Source organism: Bradyrhizobium sp. AZCC 2230, from assembly GCF_036924495.1.
In the GTDB taxonomy this organism is placed as follows: Bacteria; Pseudomonadota; Alphaproteobacteria; order Rhizobiales; family Xanthobacteraceae; genus Bradyrhizobium; species Bradyrhizobium rifense.
On record NZ_JAZHRS010000001.1, the window covers coordinates 4,324,918 to 4,344,486 of the forward strand.

At 64.4% G+C, this 19,569-nt stretch carries 17 protein-coding genes and 2 pseudogenes; 4 read left to right on the forward strand and 15 right to left on the reverse strand.

Annotated elements, in window-relative coordinates; all coding sequences use genetic code 11:
• Window positions 1–6: 6 nt before the first annotated feature.
• Window positions 7–1,344, reverse strand: a complete 1,338-nt coding sequence (locus V1280_RS20665) for an MFS transporter (RefSeq protein WP_334528049.1) — start codon at window positions 1,342–1,344, stop codon at window positions 7–9.
• A 213-nt stretch (window positions 1,345–1,557) separates the two neighbouring features.
• Here V1280_RS20665 and V1280_RS20670 point away from each other — a divergent pair, with 213 nt between their 5' ends.
• Complete coding sequence (locus tag V1280_RS20670) at window positions 1,558–2,211, forward strand: TetR/AcrR family transcriptional regulator (protein WP_334528052.1); 654 nt, start codon at window positions 1,558–1,560, stop codon at window positions 2,209–2,211.
• A gap of 139 nt (window positions 2,212–2,350) precedes the next feature.
• Here V1280_RS20670 and V1280_RS20675 read toward each other — a convergent pair.
• From V1280_RS20675 to V1280_RS20700, 6 genes and pseudogenes are all read right to left on the reverse strand, one after another.
• Window positions 2,351–3,138: pseudogene (locus V1280_RS20675) on the reverse strand (ABC transporter permease).
• Window positions 3,135–3,947 carry an ABC transporter permease gene (locus V1280_RS20680; protein WP_334538370.1) on the reverse strand — a complete coding sequence of 271 codons (813 nt, stop codon included), beginning with the start codon at window positions 3,945–3,947 and terminating at the stop codon, window positions 3,135–3,137. Before V1280_RS20680 ends, V1280_RS20675 begins: the two are co-directional and overlap by 4 nt.
• A gap of 68 nt (window positions 3,948–4,015) precedes the next feature.
• Window positions 4,016–5,053, reverse strand: a complete 1,038-nt coding sequence (locus tag V1280_RS20685) for an ABC transporter substrate-binding protein (protein WP_334528055.1) — start codon at window positions 5,051–5,053, stop codon at window positions 4,016–4,018.
• A 22-nt stretch (window positions 5,054–5,075) separates the two neighbouring features.
• On the reverse strand, window positions 5,076–6,383 hold the full coding sequence (locus V1280_RS20690) for an NAD(P)/FAD-dependent oxidoreductase (RefSeq protein ID WP_334528058.1): 1,308 nt from the start codon (window positions 6,381–6,383) through the stop codon (window positions 5,076–5,078).
• 15 nt (window positions 6,384–6,398) lie between these two features.
• Window positions 6,399–7,115: an HAD family hydrolase gene (locus V1280_RS20695; RefSeq protein ID WP_334528060.1), complete on the reverse strand. Its 717-nt coding sequence runs from the start codon at window positions 7,113–7,115 to the stop codon at window positions 6,399–6,401.
• Between the two features lie 35 nt (window positions 7,116–7,150).
• Window positions 7,151–8,230, reverse strand: a complete 1,080-nt coding sequence (locus V1280_RS20700; protein WP_334528063.1) for an ABC transporter ATP-binding protein — start codon at window positions 8,228–8,230, stop codon at window positions 7,151–7,153.
• Between the two features lie 212 nt (window positions 8,231–8,442).
• On the opposite strand from V1280_RS20700, the gene V1280_RS20705 reads away from it, so the two are divergent.
• Window positions 8,443–9,381 (forward strand): LysR family transcriptional regulator, encoded by a 939-nt coding sequence (locus V1280_RS20705; protein ID WP_334528066.1) that lies wholly within the window; start codon window positions 8,443–8,445, stop codon window positions 9,379–9,381.
• 114 nt (window positions 9,382–9,495) lie between these two features.
• Here the strand turns inward: V1280_RS20705 and V1280_RS20710 are convergent, their stop codons facing one another.
• The 7 genes from V1280_RS20710 to V1280_RS20740 form a co-directional block, all read right to left on the reverse strand.
• Window positions 9,496–10,647 carry an alpha-hydroxy acid oxidase gene (locus V1280_RS20710; RefSeq protein WP_334528068.1) on the reverse strand — a complete coding sequence of 384 codons (1,152 nt, stop codon included), beginning with the start codon at window positions 10,645–10,647 and terminating at the stop codon, window positions 9,496–9,498.
• 34 nt (window positions 10,648–10,681) lie between these two features.
• Complete coding sequence (gene uxuA, locus V1280_RS20715) at window positions 10,682–11,872, reverse strand: mannonate dehydratase (RefSeq protein WP_334528070.1); 1,191 nt, start codon at window positions 11,870–11,872, stop codon at window positions 10,682–10,684.
• Between the two features lie 14 nt (window positions 11,873–11,886).
• Window positions 11,887–12,936, reverse strand: coding sequence for an L-idonate 5-dehydrogenase (locus V1280_RS20720; RefSeq protein WP_334528073.1), 1,050 nt, complete (start codon window positions 12,934–12,936; stop codon window positions 11,887–11,889).
• The gene (locus V1280_RS20725; protein ID WP_334528076.1) at window positions 12,933–14,339 is read right to left on the reverse strand and encodes a TRAP transporter large permease; all 1,407 of its coding nucleotides are present in this window, start codon (window positions 14,337–14,339) and stop codon (window positions 12,933–12,935) included. The genes V1280_RS20720 and V1280_RS20725 overlap by 4 nt, the downstream gene beginning before the upstream one ends.
• Window positions 14,340–14,343: 4 nt before the next feature.
• Window positions 14,344–14,922 (reverse strand): TRAP transporter small permease, encoded by a 579-nt coding sequence (locus tag V1280_RS20730; RefSeq protein ID WP_334528079.1) that lies wholly within the window; start codon window positions 14,920–14,922, stop codon window positions 14,344–14,346.
• Window positions 14,923–15,055: 133 nt separating this feature from the next.
• Entirely contained in the window at window positions 15,056–16,015 is a 960-nt protein-coding gene (locus V1280_RS20735) for a sialic acid TRAP transporter substrate-binding protein SiaP (protein ID WP_442895241.1), read from the reverse strand.
• Between the two features lie 87 nt (window positions 16,016–16,102).
• Entirely contained in the window at window positions 16,103–16,912 is an 810-nt protein-coding gene (locus V1280_RS20740) for a FadR/GntR family transcriptional regulator (protein ID WP_334528085.1), read from the reverse strand.
• Window positions 16,913–17,021: 109 nt separating this feature from the next.
• Between V1280_RS20740 and V1280_RS20745 the strand changes: the two genes are divergently transcribed.
• Window positions 17,022–18,527, forward strand: a complete 1,506-nt coding sequence (locus V1280_RS20745) for a mannitol dehydrogenase family protein (RefSeq protein WP_334528088.1) — start codon at window positions 17,022–17,024, stop codon at window positions 18,525–18,527.
• A gap of 86 nt (window positions 18,528–18,613) precedes the next feature.
• The gene (locus V1280_RS20750; RefSeq protein WP_334528091.1) at window positions 18,614–19,021 is read left to right on the forward strand and encodes a nuclear transport factor 2 family protein; all 408 of its coding nucleotides are present in this window, start codon (window positions 18,614–18,616) and stop codon (window positions 19,019–19,021) included.
• Window positions 19,022–19,034: 13 nt separating this feature from the next.
• Here the strand turns inward: V1280_RS20750 and V1280_RS20755 are convergent.
• Window positions 19,035–19,568, reverse strand: a pseudogene (locus V1280_RS20755) (HAD-IA family hydrolase); the annotation flags it as partial.
• Between the last annotated feature and the right edge of the window lies 1 nt (window position 19,569).

The window sequence follows — 19,569 nt, forward strand, 5'->3', positions numbered from 1 at the left end:
TGTCGCTCACGCGCGACGCTTGCCGAGATCGGCGATATCGACCTTGTGGGTTTCGCGCGCGGTCGAGGCGGCCGCGGCCGAGGCGACGCAGCAACCGGCGACGAAGATCGCAACCGGGATCCAGCCGTTCGGTCCTTCGCCGACGAGGCTCGCGCTCACCAGCGGCGTGAAGCCGGCGGCAAGGAAGCCGAGCTGGGTGCCGATCGCGGTGCCGGAATAGCGCACGCGCGCCTCGAACATCTCCGCATAGAACGACGGCCAGATCGCGTTCGGCGCGGAGTAGATGATGTACAGGAGTGCCGAGGCGGCAAAGATCGCGGGCGTGCTGCCCGACGTCACCAGCATGAAATAGGGGAACAGCAGCACGGCACAGCCGAGCACCCCGCCGATGAACACCGGCTTGCGGCCGATCCTGTCGGCGAGCAGGGCCCACAACGGTTGGACGAACAGCGCCACGACATTGCCGAGCACGCCGGCCCACAGCATGGTCGGACGCGCGACGCCGAACTTGCTGGTGGCATAGCCGAGCGCAAACACTGCGGTCATGGTGCTGACGGTCGCGATCAGCGCGCAGACGATGACGCGCAGCACGTCCGGCCAGTAGTCGCGCAGCAGCGCGACCACGGGAAAGCGCGCCACCTGCGCCTTGTCCTTGATGTCTTCGAACACGGGCGTTTCCGGCATGGTCCGCCGCACCAGATAGGCGACCAGCAGCACCAGCGCGGAGAGCAGGAACGGAATGCGCCAGCCCCAGCTCAACGGCTGATCTTCCGGCATGCTGGACACCGGAATGAACACTAGCGTCGCCAGGATCGCGCCGGCCTGGGTGCCGCTCAGGGTCCAGCTCGTGAAGAAGGCGCGGTTGGAATTGGCGGAATGCTCCAGCGTCAGCGAGTTCGCCCCGCTCTGCTCGCCGGCGGCCGACAGGCCCTGCAACAGGCGCAGCAGCGTCAGGATGATGGGCGCGGCGCTGCCGATCGTCTTGGCATCCGGCAACAGGCCGATCGCAAGCGTCGAGGCGCCCATCACCACCAGGGTGAACAGCAGCACCGTCTTGCGGCCGATGCGGTCACCGAAATGGCCGAGAATGACGGCGCCGACGGGACGCGCGATATAGCCGATGCCGAACGACAGCAGCGCGAGCAGCGTCCCGGTCGCGGGATCGACATTGGCGAAGAACACTTTTGGAAAGATCAGCGCGGCCGCCGTGCCGTAGATGAAGAAGTCGTAGTATTCGAGCATGCTGCCGACGAAGCTGACGAGCGCGGCGCGCTTCGGCAGCCTGCCTTGCGAAACTTCCGCGCTGGATTGCGCGTGCAGCGATGCGATTGAGGTCGAGCTCATCAAAATTCCTCCCCGTGTGCGATGTCGGCCGCGTCTCGCGTCATGCCCGTCCGGCCGTGCGCGAGTTTTTGCTTTTGGTTGCCGCAACCTTGGTTTCAATCCATAATGTACGAACTAGTACGTTTATTAAAGACTGCATCGAAAAACGTCGGATTGGGCGAAATTTGCCTTCACCTTCAGGGTGATCCATAGAAACGGGCGGGAGAAACAGTGATGCTCAAGCGCATGCCAGCCCCATCGAAGCGCACCAACGACCCCGAGCGCACCAGGCGCGACATCCTCGAAGTGGCGATGGCCGAATTCGCCTCGGAGGGCTATTCCGGCGCCCGCGTCGATGCGATCGCGGCGCGGACGCGCACCTCGAAGCGGATGATCTATTATTATTTCGGCGGCAAGGAGCAGCTCTACCTCGCGGTGCTGGAGGAGGCCTATCGCAGCATCCGCGCGCTGGAGGACCAGCTTGACATCGCCAGCTGCGATGCGCGCGAGGGCCTGCGCCGGCTGATCGAGGCGACCTTCGACCACGACGAGCGCAATCCGAACTTCATTCGCCTCGTCTCGATCGAGAACATCCACCACGGCAAGCACCTGAAGCAGAATCTGCAGCTGCGCCAGCTCAACGCCAGCGTGATCGCAACGCTCGACGGCATTTTGCAGCGCGGCCGCGCTGAGGGCGCCTTCCGCGACGACGTCGCCGCCATCGACCTGCATCTGGCCATCTCCTCCTACTGCTTCTTCCGCGTCGCCAACCGCCACACGTTTGGGGCGCTGTTCGACCTCGACCTCAGCGAGCCCAGGGTGCTGGCGAGGAGCAGGAGCCAGATCGTGGAGATGATATTGGCGTGGCTGGCGGCGGGAAACGCTTAGCCGCACATTCGCTGTCATTCCCCGCGAAGGCGGGGAATCCAGTACGCCGCGGCCTATCGAGGAATCACGACCGTCTCTGGAATACTGGATCGCCCGATCGAGTCGGGCGATGACAGCGGAGACCGGAGCCGCCGCCCCCTCACCCGCTCCTCTTCTGCCGCGCACTCGCCGCCAGCACCAGCATGAACGAGGCCGCGGTCATCAGCGTCGAGATCGCCGCAATGGTCGGGTCGATCTCGTCGCGGAGCGCGGTGAACATACGCTTGGTCAGCGGCTGATACTGGCCGCCGGAGATGAACAGCGCGACGATGGTCTCGTCCATCGCCGAGATGAAGGCGAAGATACCGCCCGCGACCACGCTGGATTTGATCTGCGGCAGCGTCACTGCAAAGAAGCTGCGCAGGCGGTTCATGCCGAGGCTTCGGGCCACCATCTCCTGCGCGGGATCGAAGCTTTGCATGCCGGCGAGCACCGAGATGACGACGTAAGGCAAGCCCAGCATCACATTCGCCAGCACGAGACCCGGCAGGGTCGCAACCAGGCCGACCTTGGCATAGACGAAGAAGATGCCGACCGCGGTGATGATGATCGGCACCACCAGCGGCAGCAGCAGGGCCATGTGGATGACCCGCATGATGCGCAGCTTCGACTGGCTGATGGCGTAGGCGGCGGCGACGCCACACGGCGTTGCGATCACGACGGTGAAGAGCGCAACCGTGAGCGTCACCCGCGTCGCCTGCATCCAGGCCGGATTGGCGAAATATTGCTGATACCAGCGCAGCGAGAAGGACGGCGGCGGGAAGGTCAGGAAGCGCGCGCTGGAGAACGAGATCGGCGCGATGATCAGGACGGGGAGGATCAGATAGACCAGCACCAGCGCGCTGATGACGTAGAGAGAGCGATCCGTGCGGGCGAAATGCGCGTCATTTCTGCCCCAAGATGCGATCGAGGGAAATGAAGCGGCTGACGATTGCGAAGATCAGGAGCACGCTGAGGAGCAGCACGACGGCGACCGCGCTTGCGGCGCCAAACTGGTTGTAGAGCTCGACATTGCGGCTCACCAGCATCGACACCATCACCGTGCGGCCGCCGCCGAGCAATTCCGGCGTGATGTAGAAGCCGAGGCAGAGCACGAATACCATGGTGCAGCCGGCGAGCACGCCCGGCAGCGACAGCGGCAGGAACACGCGGGCAAACGTCAGCGACGGGCTCGCGCCCAGGCTTGCGCCAGCCTGCATCAGATCACCGGGAATCTTCTGCATGGTGGCGTAGAGCGGCAGCACCATGAACGGCAGCAGGATGTGCACGGTCGCGACCACCGTGCCGAAGGTGTTGTGCACCAGCGCGAGCGGCTCGGAGATCACATCGAGATAGCGCAGGAATTGATTGATCACGCCGGTGCGCTGGAGCAGCGCCAGCCAGGCATAGGCGCGCACCAGCACGCTGGTCCAGAACGGCAGCACCACCAGCGACAGGATCAGGATGCTCCAGCCTTTCGGCAACGAGTTGGCGAGAAAGGCGACGGGATAGCCGAGTAGCAGCGCGATTGCTGTGACGGCAAGGCTGATCTCGAAGGTCAGCGCAAAGCTGCGCCAGTAGATGTCCTCGGTGAAGACGCGGCGATAATTCTCCAGCGTGAAGCCGTCATGGTAGATCGACTGCCAGGCCAGCCAGCCAACCGGCAGCACGATCAGCAGCAGAATCACGAGCAGCGCCGGCGACACCAGTGCCAGCATCAGGCCGTGCTCACGGCGCTGATGCTTTTGCGATGGATCTGGCACGGATGTCACCAAGGCTGCCTCGCCTACTTCTGCATGAACGAGGCCCAGCGCTTCTCGGCGGCTTCTCCGGCCGGCGAGGACCACCAGGCGTAGGACATCAGCGCCTGCTTAGCCGCATTGGCCGGCTCGCTCGGCAATTGCGCCGCGCGCTCCGGCTTGATCACGCTGGTCTCGAACGCCTTGGGATTGCCCGGGCCATAATCGATGTTGAGCGGCAGGTTGGCCTGGTGCACGGGATCGACGGCCTCGTTGAGGAATTTCACGGCTGTGTCGAGGTTCGGCGCGCCCTTGAGGATGCACAGCGAGGTGCTCTGCAGGATGCCCTGGTTGTAGGTGAAGGCGACCTTGGCGCCCTCTTTCGCGACCGCGCTGACGCGGCCGTTCCAGGCCATCTCCATGTCGACCTCGCCGTCATTGAGAAGCTGCGCCGACTGCGCACCTGAGGTCCACCACACCGTGATGCTTGGCTTGATCTCTTCCAGCTTCTTGAAGGCGCGATCGACGTCGAGCGGATAGAGTTTTTCGGGCGCGACGCCGTCGGCCATCAGCGCGGCCTCCAGCGTCGCAATCGGATGGTTGCGCAGCGCGCGGCGGCCGGGGAACTTTTTCACGTCCCAGAAATCAGCCCAGCTGTTCGGCGCGTCCTTCGGGAACGTCTTCTGGCTGTAGGCCAATACGCTGGAATAGAACTCGTAGGACACCGAATAGGGACTGCGATAGGCCTCGGGCATCGCCGCCGCGTTCGGGATCTTCGAGAAGTCGAGTTTTTCGATCAGCCCCTGCTCGCCGCCGCGCAGGCAATAGCCGGTGGGGGTGTCGACGACGTCCCAGATCGGTTTGCCGCTGCCGACCTGGGTCTTGATCGCGGGCCAGGCATCGGGGATGGAATCCTGGTTGATGGTGATGCCGAGCTTCTTGGCGGAGGGATCGAGGATCGCCACCGTCTGCGCCTGCTGATAGGCGCCGCCTTGCGAGACGAAGGTGATCTGCTCGGCGGCGCTGGCCGCGGTGCCACTCAGCGCGACCGCGCCCAACAAAGCGTAACCAAATTTCATCGTCATCCTCACCTCCTCCAAAGAGATCTCACTGACCAATCGCATCGAGAAACTGGTACCAGCCGGCGACCATGCGCACGGCAGGCTCGCGCAGCGGATAGAACGGAATGGCCTTCATGCGACTGACGTCGAGCAGCCCGACCTCGGGCGTCTCGCCGCGGACGAAGGCGGCGAGATAGCGGCCCATCAGGCTCGACATCGCGACGCCCGCTCCGTTGTAGCCCATCGAGACCAGCGTGCGGTCGTCAATCCGGCCGATATGCGGCACCGAGTCCAGCGTCATGGCGACGAGGCCTGACCAATTGTAAGCGAGCGGGACATCGGCGAGATCCGGGAAGATGCCGACCATCGCCTTGCGCAGCGCGTCGAACGCGGCCTGCGAGTCCTGCTTGCCGAAGGCGCCGCGGCCGCCAAAGATCACGCGGTTGTCGACCATGCGGAACCAGCGCATCATGCGCTTGGTCTCGGTGTAGGTGCGTCCCGTCGGCATCAGCTTGCCGGCGAGATTGCGCGGCAGCTGTTCGGTCGCGATCAGCGCGCTGCGGAACGGGATCAGCGTGCGCTGCAGATGCGCAGTGGCGCCAGTGAGATCGGAATAGCTGTTGGTCGCGATGATTGCCTGCTTCGCGCGCACCGCACCTTGCGGCGTCTCGGCGACGATGCCGCCGTTCTCGCGCCGGAGTTTGATCACCGGCGTCTCCTGGAAGATCGGAACGCCGCGGCGCGCGACGCCATCGGCGAGGCCGCGCAGATAGTTCAGCGGATGGATGCCGCCCGAGCCGGGATTGAGCACGCCGCCGACAAAAATGTCCGAGCCGGTCTCGTCGCGCACGCCGTTCTTGTCGAGGGTGCGGACCTCCGCCGAGCCCATCTCGCGCGTCACCCAATTGGCTTCGTCGATCGCGGCCTTCAGCGTCGTCGCGTTATGCGCGGCCTTGACCTGGCCGGTTCGCGTGAGGTTGGCGCTGGTGATGCCGAACTCGGAGACGAGCTCCTCGACCATGTCGGTCGATTCATGCGCGATCTCGTACATCCGCTTGGCCATGGCGCGGCCATGGGTGGCGTCGATCTCGCGGAACGAGAGCCGAAACTTTGCGGTGATCACGCCGCCATTGCGCCCGCTCGCGCCCCAGCCGGGCCGGTTGGCCTCGAGCACGACCGGTGCGAGCCCGCTCTTGGCGATGTGGTGCGCGGCGGACAGACCCGTATAGCCCGCACCGATGATCACCACATCCGCCTGATGCTCGCCCGACAACACGGGAAACGCGCGCGCCGGTTCCGCCGTGGCTTCCCACAGCGAATTGGCCGATGGCAGCGCGTTCCCGTCCCGTGTCATGCCGGCGCTCACGGATTACGCCGCAGGCCCGATGGCCGCGTCGGCCAGCGCCTTCAGCGTCGGGAAATGGAAGTCCGGTTTTGTCAATGTCTCGACCGCAGGCGTACCGCCAAATCCGCCGATGCCCTGGCGGCGCTCGATCCAGCACACTTTATATCCGAGTTTCCGCGCGATCCCGATGTCGTGGTATTGGCTCTGTGCGACGTGCAGAATGTCGGACTGCTTGTAGCCGAAGGCGGATTGACGCCCCTTGTTGTAGGCAAAGAACTCAGGGTTCGGCTTTGCCACGCCGGTGTCGTCGGCGCAGACGGTGTCGTCAAAGGGATTGCCGAGCGCGTGCGCGTAGCAGGACAACGCGACGCGGTCGGCATTGGTCATCGCCACCAGACGAAACTTCGTGCGCAGGCGCTTCAGCGCCTCGACCGAGTCCGAAAACGGCCCCCAGCGCAACACCGAAAGCTGGAACACATCGCAGGACGCATCGTCCGCCGGCAGCCCAAGCTCCGTGGCGAGATGGCGATAGACGTGGAACATCGCCTCGCTGGAACGCTCGTAATGCTTGTCGCGGCCGCGCTTGTAGGGCTCAAAGATCTGCTCGTCGCTGAGCTCGGCCGGCGTCTTGCCGGAGATCCTGCGTACCGCGGAGAGCACGCCGGTTTCGAAATCGATCAAGGTGCCGACGACGTCGAAGGTGAGAACCTTGAAATTGCTGAACGCGGCTTGGGTCGACATGTCAGTTTCTTCTCTCAGGTTGGACAAGGTTTTGGTCAGTCCGCCCGGGGCACGACGATGGTGTCCTCGGGGTGAAGGGTGACGGTGAGGCTGCCGCCGAGCGGCGGGATGCGGCTATAGGCCTGGTGATAGCTCGGCTGGCGCAGGCTGATCGCGATGCCGTCAGCGAGTGCGAGGAAGATGCGCAGGCTCTCGCCCTGGTAGACGATGTCGGTAACCGTCCCGGTCAGGCGGTTGCAGGCGGAATCCTGTGCGCCGTCGTCGATCAGGAGCTTTTCGCTGTGTATGGCGAGCATCAAGGCATCGCCGTCAGGAATGGCGCGGGCGCTGCGCAAAAGCGCATTGCCGAGCGACACGCTGGAAGCATCGACGCGGCGGACGGGCAGCATCGTCGCCTCGCCGATGAAGCTTGCGACAAAGGAATCGGCGGGATGATCGTGCAGCCGCTCGGGCTTATCGATCTGGATCAGCCGGCCGTCCTTCATCACCGCAACGCGGTCGCTCATGGTCAGCGCCTCGCGCTGGTCATGCGTGACATAGATGATGGTGGCGCCGATGCGCCGGTGCAGCGCGCGCAACTCGATCTGCATGGATTCGCGGAGCTGCTTGTCGAGCGCGGAGAGCGGCTCGTCCATCAGGATCAGCTGCGGCTCGAAGATCATGGCGCGCGCGAGCGCCACGCGCTGGCGCTGGCCGCCGGAGAGCTGCGCGATGCCGCGCTCTTCGTAGCCGGCGAGCCCGACCATCGCGAGCGCCGCGCGCACCTTGTCCGGCCAGCTCGCTTTCGGCAGGCGCCGCGCCCGCAGGGGAAAGGCGACGTTCTCGCCGACGCTCATATGCGGGAACAGCGCGTAGTTCTGGAAGACGACGCCGATGTCGCGCTTGTGCGGCGGCATGTAGGTGACGTCGCGGCCGCCGAAGAGAATTGTGCCTGAGGTCGGCAGAATGAAGCCGCCGAGAATGCCGAGCAGCGTGGTCTTGCCGGAACCGGAGGGGCCGAGCAGCGAGACGAACTCGCCGGCGCCGACATTGAGGGAAACATCGTCGAGGGCGCGAACGGCGCCATACGCCTTGCTCGCAGACCTGATCTCGACGCTTTCCGCTCGTTTGTCCAACGATCGACCTCGTCTCGTTCCCTGCAATGGCGTGCCTCACTGCGCGCCATAAGCCTGCATTATAGACAGCGTTTTGGAGCATTCGCCGGCACAGCGTGCGCTGCACCAAATCTTCTCCAGAACACCCTGTCTTTAGGCTGTGATGCCAATGACACCAGACTTGGCAAAACTCGGCAATTGCCAAATTCTCACCGCGCTCATAACATGACGTTATGCCCGAGCTGCGCCGGATGCTGCCCTCCAGTAACGCCCTGTTCGTCTTCGACGCAGCAGCGCGCAATGGCAGCTTCACGGCGGCCGCCGCCGAATTGAATGTCACGCAGCCCGCGGTGAGCCGCATGCTCGGCCAGTTCGAGGACCATCTCGGCGTCCGCCTGTTCGATCGCAAGGCGGGCCGCGCGGTGCTGACCGAGGAAGGCGAGCTGTTGTACCGCCGCGTGCTCGAAGGCTTCCGCAGCATCGAGACGGGTCTCGTCGAGATCGAGCGGCGCCGCAAGGGCACCGAGACGGTGACGCTGTCGGTCTCCTCCGCCTTCACGACGCATTGGCTGATGCCACGCATCGACAAGCTGCAGCGACAATTCCCGCAAGTCGATCTGCGTTTCCAGCTGATCTCCGGCGCGCTGCGCGGGGCGGTCGAGAATGTCGACCTCGGCATGCGCTTTCGTGACCGCGAAGAGCCGTCCTCCGGCGGCACGCTGGTGATGAAGGAAGTGATGCTGCCGATGTGCAGCCCCGGCTATCTCGGCGAGACCGATCCCGCAGAAAGCAATACCATCATCCGCCTCGCCGAGACTCCGGGCGACTGGGCCGCGGATTATTCATCGCTGCTCACCGGCCGCCGCGGTGCCGCCAAGGCGTTGAGCTTCACAGATTACGCGGTCGTGGTGCAGGCAGCCCTGCTCGGCCAGGGCATCGCGCTCGGCTGGCTCACGGTCGCCTCGCACTGGCTGTTGACCGGCGCGCTGGTACCGGCCTCCGACAGGCTCACCACCACGCGCCGCATCTGCGAATTCCTGCCGCCGCGCAACCGCCCGATGCGCCCCATCGCAGCCGAGATCCGCGACTGGATCCTCGCGCAGATGCACAGCGAGATCGCCGCGATCGACAAGCTCTATCCGAAGCTCGGCGCGATGGAGGCCTGCTATTGAGCGGCGCGCTAGAGCCTTTCCCGTTCCGATGGAATCGGAACGGGAAAGGCTCTAGATTCTTGTTTTGACGCGTTTTCTTGACGCGAACCGGTATCCACTTCGCTCGAAAACGCTCTATCCGGGCCGGAAGCGCAGATTGGCGCGCGACAGCTGGCTGACCGAATTGCACCCCATCAGCTTCATGCCGCGCTCGAGCTCGGCGCGCAGCTGGCCGAGGGCGCGTTCGACACCGGGCTGGCCGGCGGCGGCAAGTGGATAGAGATAATATCGTCCAAGCCCGACCGCCTTGGCGCCGAGCGACAACGCTTTCAGGATGTGCGTTCCGCGCTGGATGCCGCCATCCATCATCACGTCGATGCGGTCGCCCACGGCGTCGACGATTTCGGCGAGTTGATCGAAGGCTGAGCGGGAGCCGTCGAGCTGGCGGCCGCCATGGTTGGACAGCACGATTCCGGCACAGCCGATATCAACCGCGCGACGCGCGTCTTCCACTGACATGATCCCTTTCAGGCAGAACGGCCCGTTCCAGGTCCGCACCATCTCCGCGACATCATCCCAGTTCATCGCGGGATCCAGCATCTCGGTGAAATAACGGCCGATCGACATCGCGCCGCCGCTCATGTCGACATGCTCGTCCAGTTGCGGCAGCTTGAATTTCTCGTGGGTGAGATACTGAATGCCCCAATTCGGCTTGATCGCGAACTGCAGCATGCCGGCAAGGGTCAGGCGGAAGGGAATGCTGAAACCGGTGCGCAGATCGCGCTCGCGATTGCCTCCGGTGATGCTGTCGACCGTCAGCATCATCACCTCGACGCCCGCCTCCTTGGCGCGCTGCATCATGGCGCGGTTGAGACCGCGATCCCTGTGGAAATAGAACTGATAGACCTGCGGCGTGTCGTAGGCCTTGCGCAATTCCTCGAGGCTCACCGTGCCCAGCGAGGAGACACCGAACATGGTGCCATATTTCGCAGCCGCCGCGGCGACGGCACGCTCGCCGTCATGATGGAACAGCCGCTGCAAGGCAGTCGGCGAGCAGTAGAACGGCTGCGCGAGCTTCTGACCCATGACAGTGACCGAGAGATCGACCTGCTGCACGCCGCGCAGCACGTTGGGCAGCAAATCGCAATGCTCGAAGCTGACGCTGTTGCGGCGGAGGGTGGTCTCATCGTCAGCCCCGCCGTCGATATAGTTGAAGATCGGGCCGGGCAGCCGGTGACGCGCCAGCCGCCGGAAGTCGTGGAAGTTATGACATTGAGCCAGACGCATCGCTTACCTTCGCTGACACACCGCCGCGGATCTCCTATTGATGCTCGATCGCGCGGATCGCGCCGCGGAGCTCAGCGAGGCCGCGGAGGCGGCCGATCGCAGTATAGCCGGGATTGGTGCGCTTGGTAGCGGCGAGATCGTCGAGCATGCTGTGGCCATGATCGGGGCGGAATACGATCTGCTTGTCCGGCGAACGCCGTGCGTTCTCCTTCAACAGCACCTTCAGCACCGCGACCATGTCGACGTCGCCGTCGAGATGATCGGACTCGTAGAACGTCAGGCCGTCGGCCTCGCGCTTGGTCGCGCGCAGATGCGCAAAGGCGATGCGCGGCCCGAAGCGTTCCGCTATCGCAGGCAGATTGTTCTCGGCGCGCACGCCGAGCGAACCGGTGCAGAAGCAAATGCCGTTGGCCTTGGACGGTACGGCATCGAACAGCGCCTGATAGTCGTCCGCGGTGGAAGCGACCCGTGGAAGACCGAACAGCGGGCGCGGCGGATCGTCGGGATGCAGGGTCAGTGAGACGCCGAGCTGCTCGGCGACCGGCGCGACGCGCGCAAGGAATTCGGCGAGATGCTGCCGCAGGATCTTTGGCGTGATGTCGCGATAGGTCTCCAGCCGGTCGCGGAATTGCGGAATGGTCATCGGCTCGGTGGTCGAGCCCGGCAGCGCGCTGGCGATGGCCATGATGAGATAGTCGATATCGGCCTGGCTCATCTTGTCGAACAGCGCTTTCGCGCGCGCCTGCTGCTCGGATGAGTATTCCTGGACAGCGGCCGGGCGCTTGAGGATATGCAGCTCGAACGCCGCAAAACGGTCCTGGTCGAAGCGCATGGCGCGGGCGCCGTTCGGCAGCTCCCATTCCAGATCGGTGCGACACCAATCGACCACCGGCATGAAATTGTAGCAGATGATCTTGATGCCGCTGGCCGCGACCGCCTCCAGGCTCGCGATCCACGCTTCGATGGACTTCGTTGCCTTTCCCCCGAGGCGCTTGACGTCGTCGGGGATCGGAATCGATTCCACCACCGACCATGTCAGTTGCGAGCGGCCGGGCTGGCCGTTCTCGATGAAATTCTTGCGCTCCTCGACCGCCTTGCGCGTCCAGGCTTCCCCAATCGGCACCTGATGCAGGGCCGAGACGATGTCACTCGCCCCGGCCTGCCTGACATCATCCAAGGACACGGGATCATTTGGCCCGTACCAGCGCCATCCTTCGAGCATCATGCGCGTTCTCCCAATTAGTTTGCAGTCAGAACGACCTTGACGCTCTGCGAGCGATCGAGCGCCAGCCGCAGCGCGTCCGGTGCGGTCGACAGCGGCCGCTCGGCGGTGACCAGCGATAGCACGTCGACGCTGCCTGCGCCGATCAGTTCCACCGCGGTCATGAATTCGAGCCCGAAGCGGAACGAGCCGCGCAGGTCGATTTCCTTCGCCATCACCGCATTCGAAGGTGTCGGAATCTGGCCGCCCGGCAGATTGCCGATCTGCACCACCACGCCGCCGCGCCGGACAATGCCAATGGCACTGGCAAGCCCTGCGGCCGTGCCCGAGACTTCGAACGCGACGTCGTAGGGACGCGAGGCGGCCTGCGCCTTCAGGCCCTCTTCACCGTTTGCGACGTTCTCGACATGCGAGGCACCGAGCCGGGTCGCGAAAGCGAGCGGGGCCGGCGCGATGTCGGCCACCGTGACGTCCGCCATGCCCGCGCGGTGCGCGGCGAGCATGGTCAACAGCCCGATCGGGCCGGCACCAAAAATGATGCCGCGCTTGCCCTGGATGTTGCCGGCGCGCGCAACGGCGTGCAGGCAGACAGCGAGCGGCTCGGCCAGCGCCGCAGCCTGATAGGACACATGGTCCGGGATCTTCACGCACTGCGCCGGGATCGCGTCGAAATGGCTGGCAAAGCCGCCCTGCATGTGCGGCGTCTTCGACGCCGAGCCCATGAAGTAGATATTTTCGCAGAGGTTCTGCCGTCCCTCGCGGCAGGCGCCGCAATGGCCGCACCAGCGCGACGGGTTGACGGCGACGCGGTCACCGACCTTCAGGTTCGCAGCAGAGCCGGCGATCTCCACGACCTCGCCCGATATCTCGTGACCGAGCACGAGCGGCGACTTCACCACGAAGTCGCCGGTCCGGGCGTGGCGGAAGTAATGCATGTCCGAGCCGCAGATGCCGCCGGCACCGAAGCGGATGCGCACCATGCCGTCGGCCAGTCTGTCGAGCGGATGCTCGATCATACGCAGATCTTCGGGGCCGAACAAGGTTGCGGCGAGAGAGGTCGAGGTCATTTGGAGAGTCCCATGTATTTCGGCAGCCAGAGGGTGAGTTCAGGAATGTAGGTGATCGCGATCAGCGCGATCAGCAGCGGCACCAGCCAGGGCAGGATCGCGACCGTCGTGCGCTCGACCGAGAGCTTTGCCACGCGCGCGAGCACGAACAGCACCATGCCGAGCGGCGGATGCAACAGGCCGATCATAAGGTTCAGCGTCATGATCAGACCGAAGTGGATCGGATCGATGCCGAGCTTGAGCACGATCGGCAGCAGGATAGGCACCAGAATGGTGATCGCCGCCGTGGTGTCGATGAAGCAGCCGACGAACAGGATCAGGACGTTGGCGAGCGCCAAAAACACCCATTTGTTGTGGGTGATGCTGAGCATCCAGTCCGAGAGCAATTGGGCGGCCTGCGACACTGTTAGCAGCCAGGCGAAGATCGAGGCGGCGGTGACGATGAACAGCACCGAGGCCGTGGTCTCGATGGTATCGAAGGTCGCCTTCGCCACGGTCTTCAAGGTCATGGTGCGGTAGCGCACGAGGCCGAGGAACAGCGACCAGATCACCGCGGCGACGGCAGCCTCGGTCGGCGTGAACCAGCCGAGCGTCATGCCGCCGATCAGGATGACAGGCGCCATCAGCGCCATCACCGCCGAGAAGTCGAAATACCAGTCGATCGCGAGCAACGCGCCGAGACCGATCACGACGGCCATGTTGGTCGACATGCCCGCCAGCGTCATCAGCCAGATCGCGAGCGGGAACGCGAGCACGATGGTGATCTCGAGGCCGGCCGAACCGAGTTGCGGCCAGGAGAACGGCGTGTCGCTGCCCCAATTGTTCCGATGCGCGAAATAGGTGACGGTGGCCATCATCAGCAAGGTCATGACGATGCCGGGAATGACGCCGCCCAGAAACAGCGCGCCGATCGAGACGTTGGCCATCATGCCGTAGATCACGAAGGGCAGCGACGGCGGGATGATCGGGCCGAGCGTCGCCGAGGCCGCGGTGACGCCGACCGAGAACTCGGTGGTGTAGCCGTGGTCCTTCATCGCCTTGATCTCGATGGTGCCGAGACCGGCGGCATCCGCGATCGCGGTGCCGGACATGCCGGAGAAGATCACCGAGCCGATGATGTTGACGTGGCCGAGGCCGCCGCGCATCCAGCCGACCAGCGCAACGGCGAATTTGTAGATGCGCCCGGTGACGCCGGCGATGTTCATGAGATTGCCGGCCAGGATGAAGAAGGGAACGGCGAGCAGCGGAAAGCTCTCGACGCCGGCGATCATGCGCTGGGCCAACGTGACATCAGGCGTCACGCCGCTGACCAGGATGTAGAGCAGCGACGCCGCGGCCATGGCAATCGCCACGGGAACGCCGAGCAGCATCAGGACGAGAAAGCCTCCAAGCAACAGCAGCATGGCGTTATCCTTCAAAACCGTCGTAGGCGCCGGGACGTTCGAGGATCGAGTAGCCCTGTCGCAGATGCTGCACGGCCACCTGCACGGAGCGTACGAACATCAGCACGAAGCCGAGCAGCACGGCGTAGTAGACGTAATTCTTCGGAAAGTTGATCGTGGTCATGTTCTCATCGCCGATGATCTGGATGTAGACCCAGACCAGCTTGACGGCGTAGCCGAAGAAGGCGATCCGGATCAGGTCGATCGCGGTCGACAGCGTGCGCGCCACCGCGTGCGGCAGATAGCGATAGATCAGGTCGACCTGGATGTGCCGCGACAACCGCACGCACATCGAGGCCCCGATGAAGACCACGCCGATCAGGCAGTAGGTCGCGATCTCCTCGGTCCAGGCGTAGCTGTCGTTGAGGACATAGCGGGTAAAGAACTGCAGGAAGACGGCGAGCGCCATCACCCAGAAGATCACCAGCGCGATCCAATCCTCGAAAGCGTAGATGCCGAGATCGACCTTCGGCACCGCCTCCTCCTCGAAGGTATGGGCGATTTCGTCCCCGGTGATCTGCCGGTGCACTTCGGCGGTCGACATGTGGTTACTCCTCAAAGGCCCTACTGTCATTCCGGGGCTCGCGAAGCGAGAACCCGGAATCTCGAGGTTCTCAGGTGCGCAATTGCGCACCGTAGTTCGACGCTTACGCGTCGCCCCGGAACGACGGCGCAAATTACTTGACCGCCTGGATCCGCTCCCAATCGGCCTTGCGATAGCCAAAGGTCTCGAACGGAACGTTCTTCAGCACGATGTCGCGGAACTCGTTCTTGTCGACTTCGGTCACAGTCAGGCCCTTTTCCTTGAAGAAGGCGACGAGCTTGGCCTCGTTCTGCTTGATCTCCTCGGTGGCCTTGGCGGCGGCTTCCTGCGCGACGTCGGTGAAGATCTTCTTGTCCTCGTCCGAGAGCTTCTTCCAGAGCGCGCCGGCTACCACGGTGTTGAGGTGGTCGACGATGTGGCCGGTCAGCACGATGTGCTTCTGCACCTCGTAGAACTTCTTGGCTTCGATCGTGGTCAGCGGGTTCTCCTGCGCCTCGACGGTGCCGTTCTGGAGCGCGAGATAGACTTCGGCGAACGCGATCGGCGCGGTGTTGGCGCCGCAGGCGCGCGGCATGGCGAGATAGGCCGGCACGTCGGGCACGCGCATCTTCAGGCCCTTGAGATCGGCGCAGGTCTTGATCGGCTTGTTCGACGAGGTCTGGCGCACGCCGTAATAGGTCACCGCGATGATGTGGTGACCGCTCTTGTCCTCATAACCCTTGGCGAGCTCCTTGAAGATGTCGCTCTTGGTGTAGGCGAGCAGATGATCGGCGTCGCGGAAGGTGTAGGGATAGTAGGTCACGCCGATCGGCGGGAAGCTCTTGGCCGCGAAGCTCGAGCCGGAGATGATAATGTCGACCGAACCAAGCGAGAGGCCCTGGTTGATGTCGGCTTCCTTGCCGAGCTGGGAGGCCGGATAGACGTCGATCTGGTAGCGCCCGTTGGTGCGCTTGCCGATCTCCTGTGCGGCCCAGATCGAAGCGGTGTGGAACGGCTCCGAGGTCTCGTAGACATGGGCCCATTTCAGCTTGGTCTGCGCCAGGCTGGCCTCAGTCGTCGCAAACATTGCGGCGACCGATGTCGCCAGCACCATCGTGATTTTCTTCAACACTGATCTTCCTCCACTAACTCAAGTCTGTTTCTTGTTTGCCCGCCCCGAAACGAGTCGAGCCGCTCAATCTCATCGCCGCCGCGCGCTGCCGCTTTTTGCCTGCTTCTTCGACGGCCGTTTTGGCTTCGCGGGAGCAGACCCGGATCGCACGGTCCGTTTCCTCATCGCCGCCGATCCCGTGGCGGCTTCCGCGCCAAAATTCTGCGCAAAGCGCTCCTGCGAATGCGCGAGGTGATCGCGCATCGCGTCGCGGGCCGCGGTCGGCTGGCGCGCCGCAATGGCATCGCGCACGGCCCGGTGCTCGCTAAGCGCGGTGCGCCACGTGCCGGGGTTCTCGAAATAGTGCGCAAGCTGCGCGAAGTAGGGATTGAGGCGCTGGTCGAACAGCTCGCCGACCACGCGCACCAGCACGGCGTTGCCGAGGCATCCGGCGATCGCGATGTGGAAGGCGCGGTCATGAACCATCGACGCTTCGCCGGGGTGCGCGACGTTCTCCATCGCGACCAGGGCTGCGTCGATGCGTGCGATATCGTCCTTGGTCGCCACGCGTGCGGCCTGCTCGGCAATCGCGCTTTCGAGGAATTCGCGGGCGCGCAACAGCTCGAATGGCCCCTCGATGACGGCGGACGGCGCCGGCGTCGCGTCCGAAGGGTCGATCACATAGATGCCGGAGCCGACGCGAATGCGGACGCGTCCTTCCACTTCGAGCGCGATCAGGGCTTCGCGCACCGTCGGCCGCGACACTTTGAGCTGATCGGCGAGCTCGCGCTCGGTCGGCAAGCGGCTGCCGACGGCGTACTCGCCGCTGTCGATCAGGCTTCGCAATTGATCGGCGATTTGGCGATAGAGCCGTCTCGCCTCCACAGCTTCCAGCGGCACGCTGGCCTCCCCTAAGGGTCTCGCCGGGATGGCTTCCAGCCCGGCGGCCCGCCAATTTTGGATAATTGGCCTTACCAATTGACCGGACCATTGACCGAGGACGGGCGTCATGTCAAGCAGCCGCCAAACACAGGGAGAGACGACCATGCGGCTTGGCGGCGCCAATCTCGATCAACTGGCACCCGGCATTCGTCGCCCGGCCTATGACCGTTCACGCGTGACACCGGGCATCGTGCATCTCGGTCTCGGCGCGTTTCATCGCGCCCATCAGGCTGTCGTCATCGACGATTGCCTTGCAACCGGCGCTAACGCCTGGGGCATCGTCGGCGCGAGCCTGCGCAGTCCGGAGACGCGCGACGCCCTCGCCCCGCAGGATCATCTCTACACGGTCGCCGTGCGCGCCGCCGAAGGCACCACACATCGCGTCATCGGCGCGCTGCTCGACAGCGTCGTCGCGCGCGAAAAACCGGCTGCGCTGGTCGACAGAATGGCCGATCCTGCCATCCGCATCGTCTCGCTCACCGTGACAGAGAAGGGCTATTGCCACACGCCGCAGACCGGCGATCTCGACGAGCGGCATCCTGATGTCGTGCACGATCTCAACAATTTTGACGCGCCGCGCTCGGCGCCCGGCTTCATCGTGGCTGCACTGGCGCGCCGGCGTGCGCAGGGACTTTCGCCCTTCACCGTGCTGTGTTGCGACAATCTCGCCGCCAATGGTCACACCGTGCAGCGGATCGTGACGCAGTTCGCGGCCCTTCGGTCGAAGGACCTCGGCAAATGGATCGCGGATAACGTTGCCTTCCCCTGCACCATGGTCGATCGCATCGTGCCGGAAACGACGGATGCCGACCGTGATGCGGCCGCCGCGGCGCTCGGGATGCGTGACGCCTGGCCGGTGATGACCGAGCCGTTCATGCAATGGGTGGTCGAGGATCGCTTTGCCGCGGGCAGGCCCGATCTCGCCTCGGCGGGCGTCGAACTCGTCGCCGACGTCAAGCCGTTCGAGCTGATGAAGCTGCGGCTGCTCAATGCCAGCCATTCAGCGCTCGCCTATCTCGGCTATCTCGCTGCTTACGAGACCATCGCCGATACCATGCAGGATCCGCATTTCGCGCGGCTCGCAGCACAAGTGATGGAAGAGGCCGCGGTGACGCTGACGATGCCGGCGGGCACCGATCTCGCCGCCTATCGCGCCTCGCTGCTCAAGCGTTTCGCCAATCCGGCGCTGCATCACCGCACCTGGCAGATCGCCATGGACGGCTCGCAAAAGCTGCCACAGCGCCTGCTCGGCGCGATGCAGGATCGCCTCGCCAAAAACCTGCCGATCGCGACGCACGCGCTCGCGGTCGCGGGCTGGATGCGCTACGTCACCGCGCGCGACGAGCAGGGCCGCGCCATCGACGTGCGCGATCCCCTCGCCGCCGAGTTCGCGGGCCTGGCGCGCGAGGCCGGTCCCGTCGCGGAACGGCTGGCGCCCGCATTGCTCGGCGTCACACAAGTGTTCGGGCCGCTCGGCGCCGAGCCGCGGCTGCGCGAGGCCGTGACAGCCGCGCTCGGCCGTCTCTACAAGGAAGGTGCGCGGCGCGCGGTGGAGACGCTCGTTTCGGCGTGACCACAAAGTGGGCAATGCTGCACTGCGGTCAAATTCGGACGGAAGTCGCGCTTGATTTTTGCGTGCCGTTGCCGCACCCGAGAGGCATGGCAAAGGACAGCAAGGTCATCGCCGCGAACGCGGCTTTTTACGCCGCCTTTTCGACCGGCGATTTTGACGAAATGAAGCGGATGTGGGCGGATGACGACGCCATTTCCTGCATTCATCCCGGCTGGCCTGCGATCGTCGGCCACGCCACCGTGATCGGAAGCTGGCGCGACATCCTGCAAAATCCGGAACGTCCACAGATCGTCTGCGCCGAGCCGCAGGCGATCGTCGACGGCGACAGTGCGCGCGTGCTCTGCATCGAGATCGTCGACGGCACCGCCCTGGCCGCCGCCAACCATTTTCGGCGCGTCGGCGACGACTGGCGCCTGGTGCATCACCAGTCGAGCCCAATTGCGCAGATTGTCGAGCAGGCTGAAGACGATAGAGCAAGTCACCGGGTGCACTGAGAGCGGCAGCGTTCTACTGTGCATGGGGTTGTTTTGCGGTTTTTTGTTCGGCGACGAGTTCCGACAGATCGTCCAGCACCACCCGCGCCGCGCTGAAATCATCATCCCGGAAAAACAGGCTCCGTGTGATCAGCACGGGAATGCCGGCCCGCACCGCCGCGATCAGCCCGTTGGCGGAATCCTCGATCGCGACGCAGTCGGACGGCTGTAGCTTCAGCCGCGCCAGGACCTCGCGATGGACATCCGGCGCAGGCTTCTTGTGCCTGACGTCATCACCCGCAACGATCGCAGCAAAATCTGCAGCCCAGCGCGTCCCCAGCGCCCGCGACAGCAACGCATCGATGTTGCCGTGCGAAGTCGTGGTCGCAATCGCGAGCCGCTGGCCGCGCGCCTTGGCGGCAATGAGCAGGTCCGTCACACCGGGCCGCAAGGCGCAGCAACCGGTCTCGACCAGTTCGGCATAATGGGCGGTCTTGATGCGGTGGAGCTCGGCGATGTCAGCATCCGACAAGGGCGGCGCGATCCACTGCCTGGTGTGGAAGGCGCGC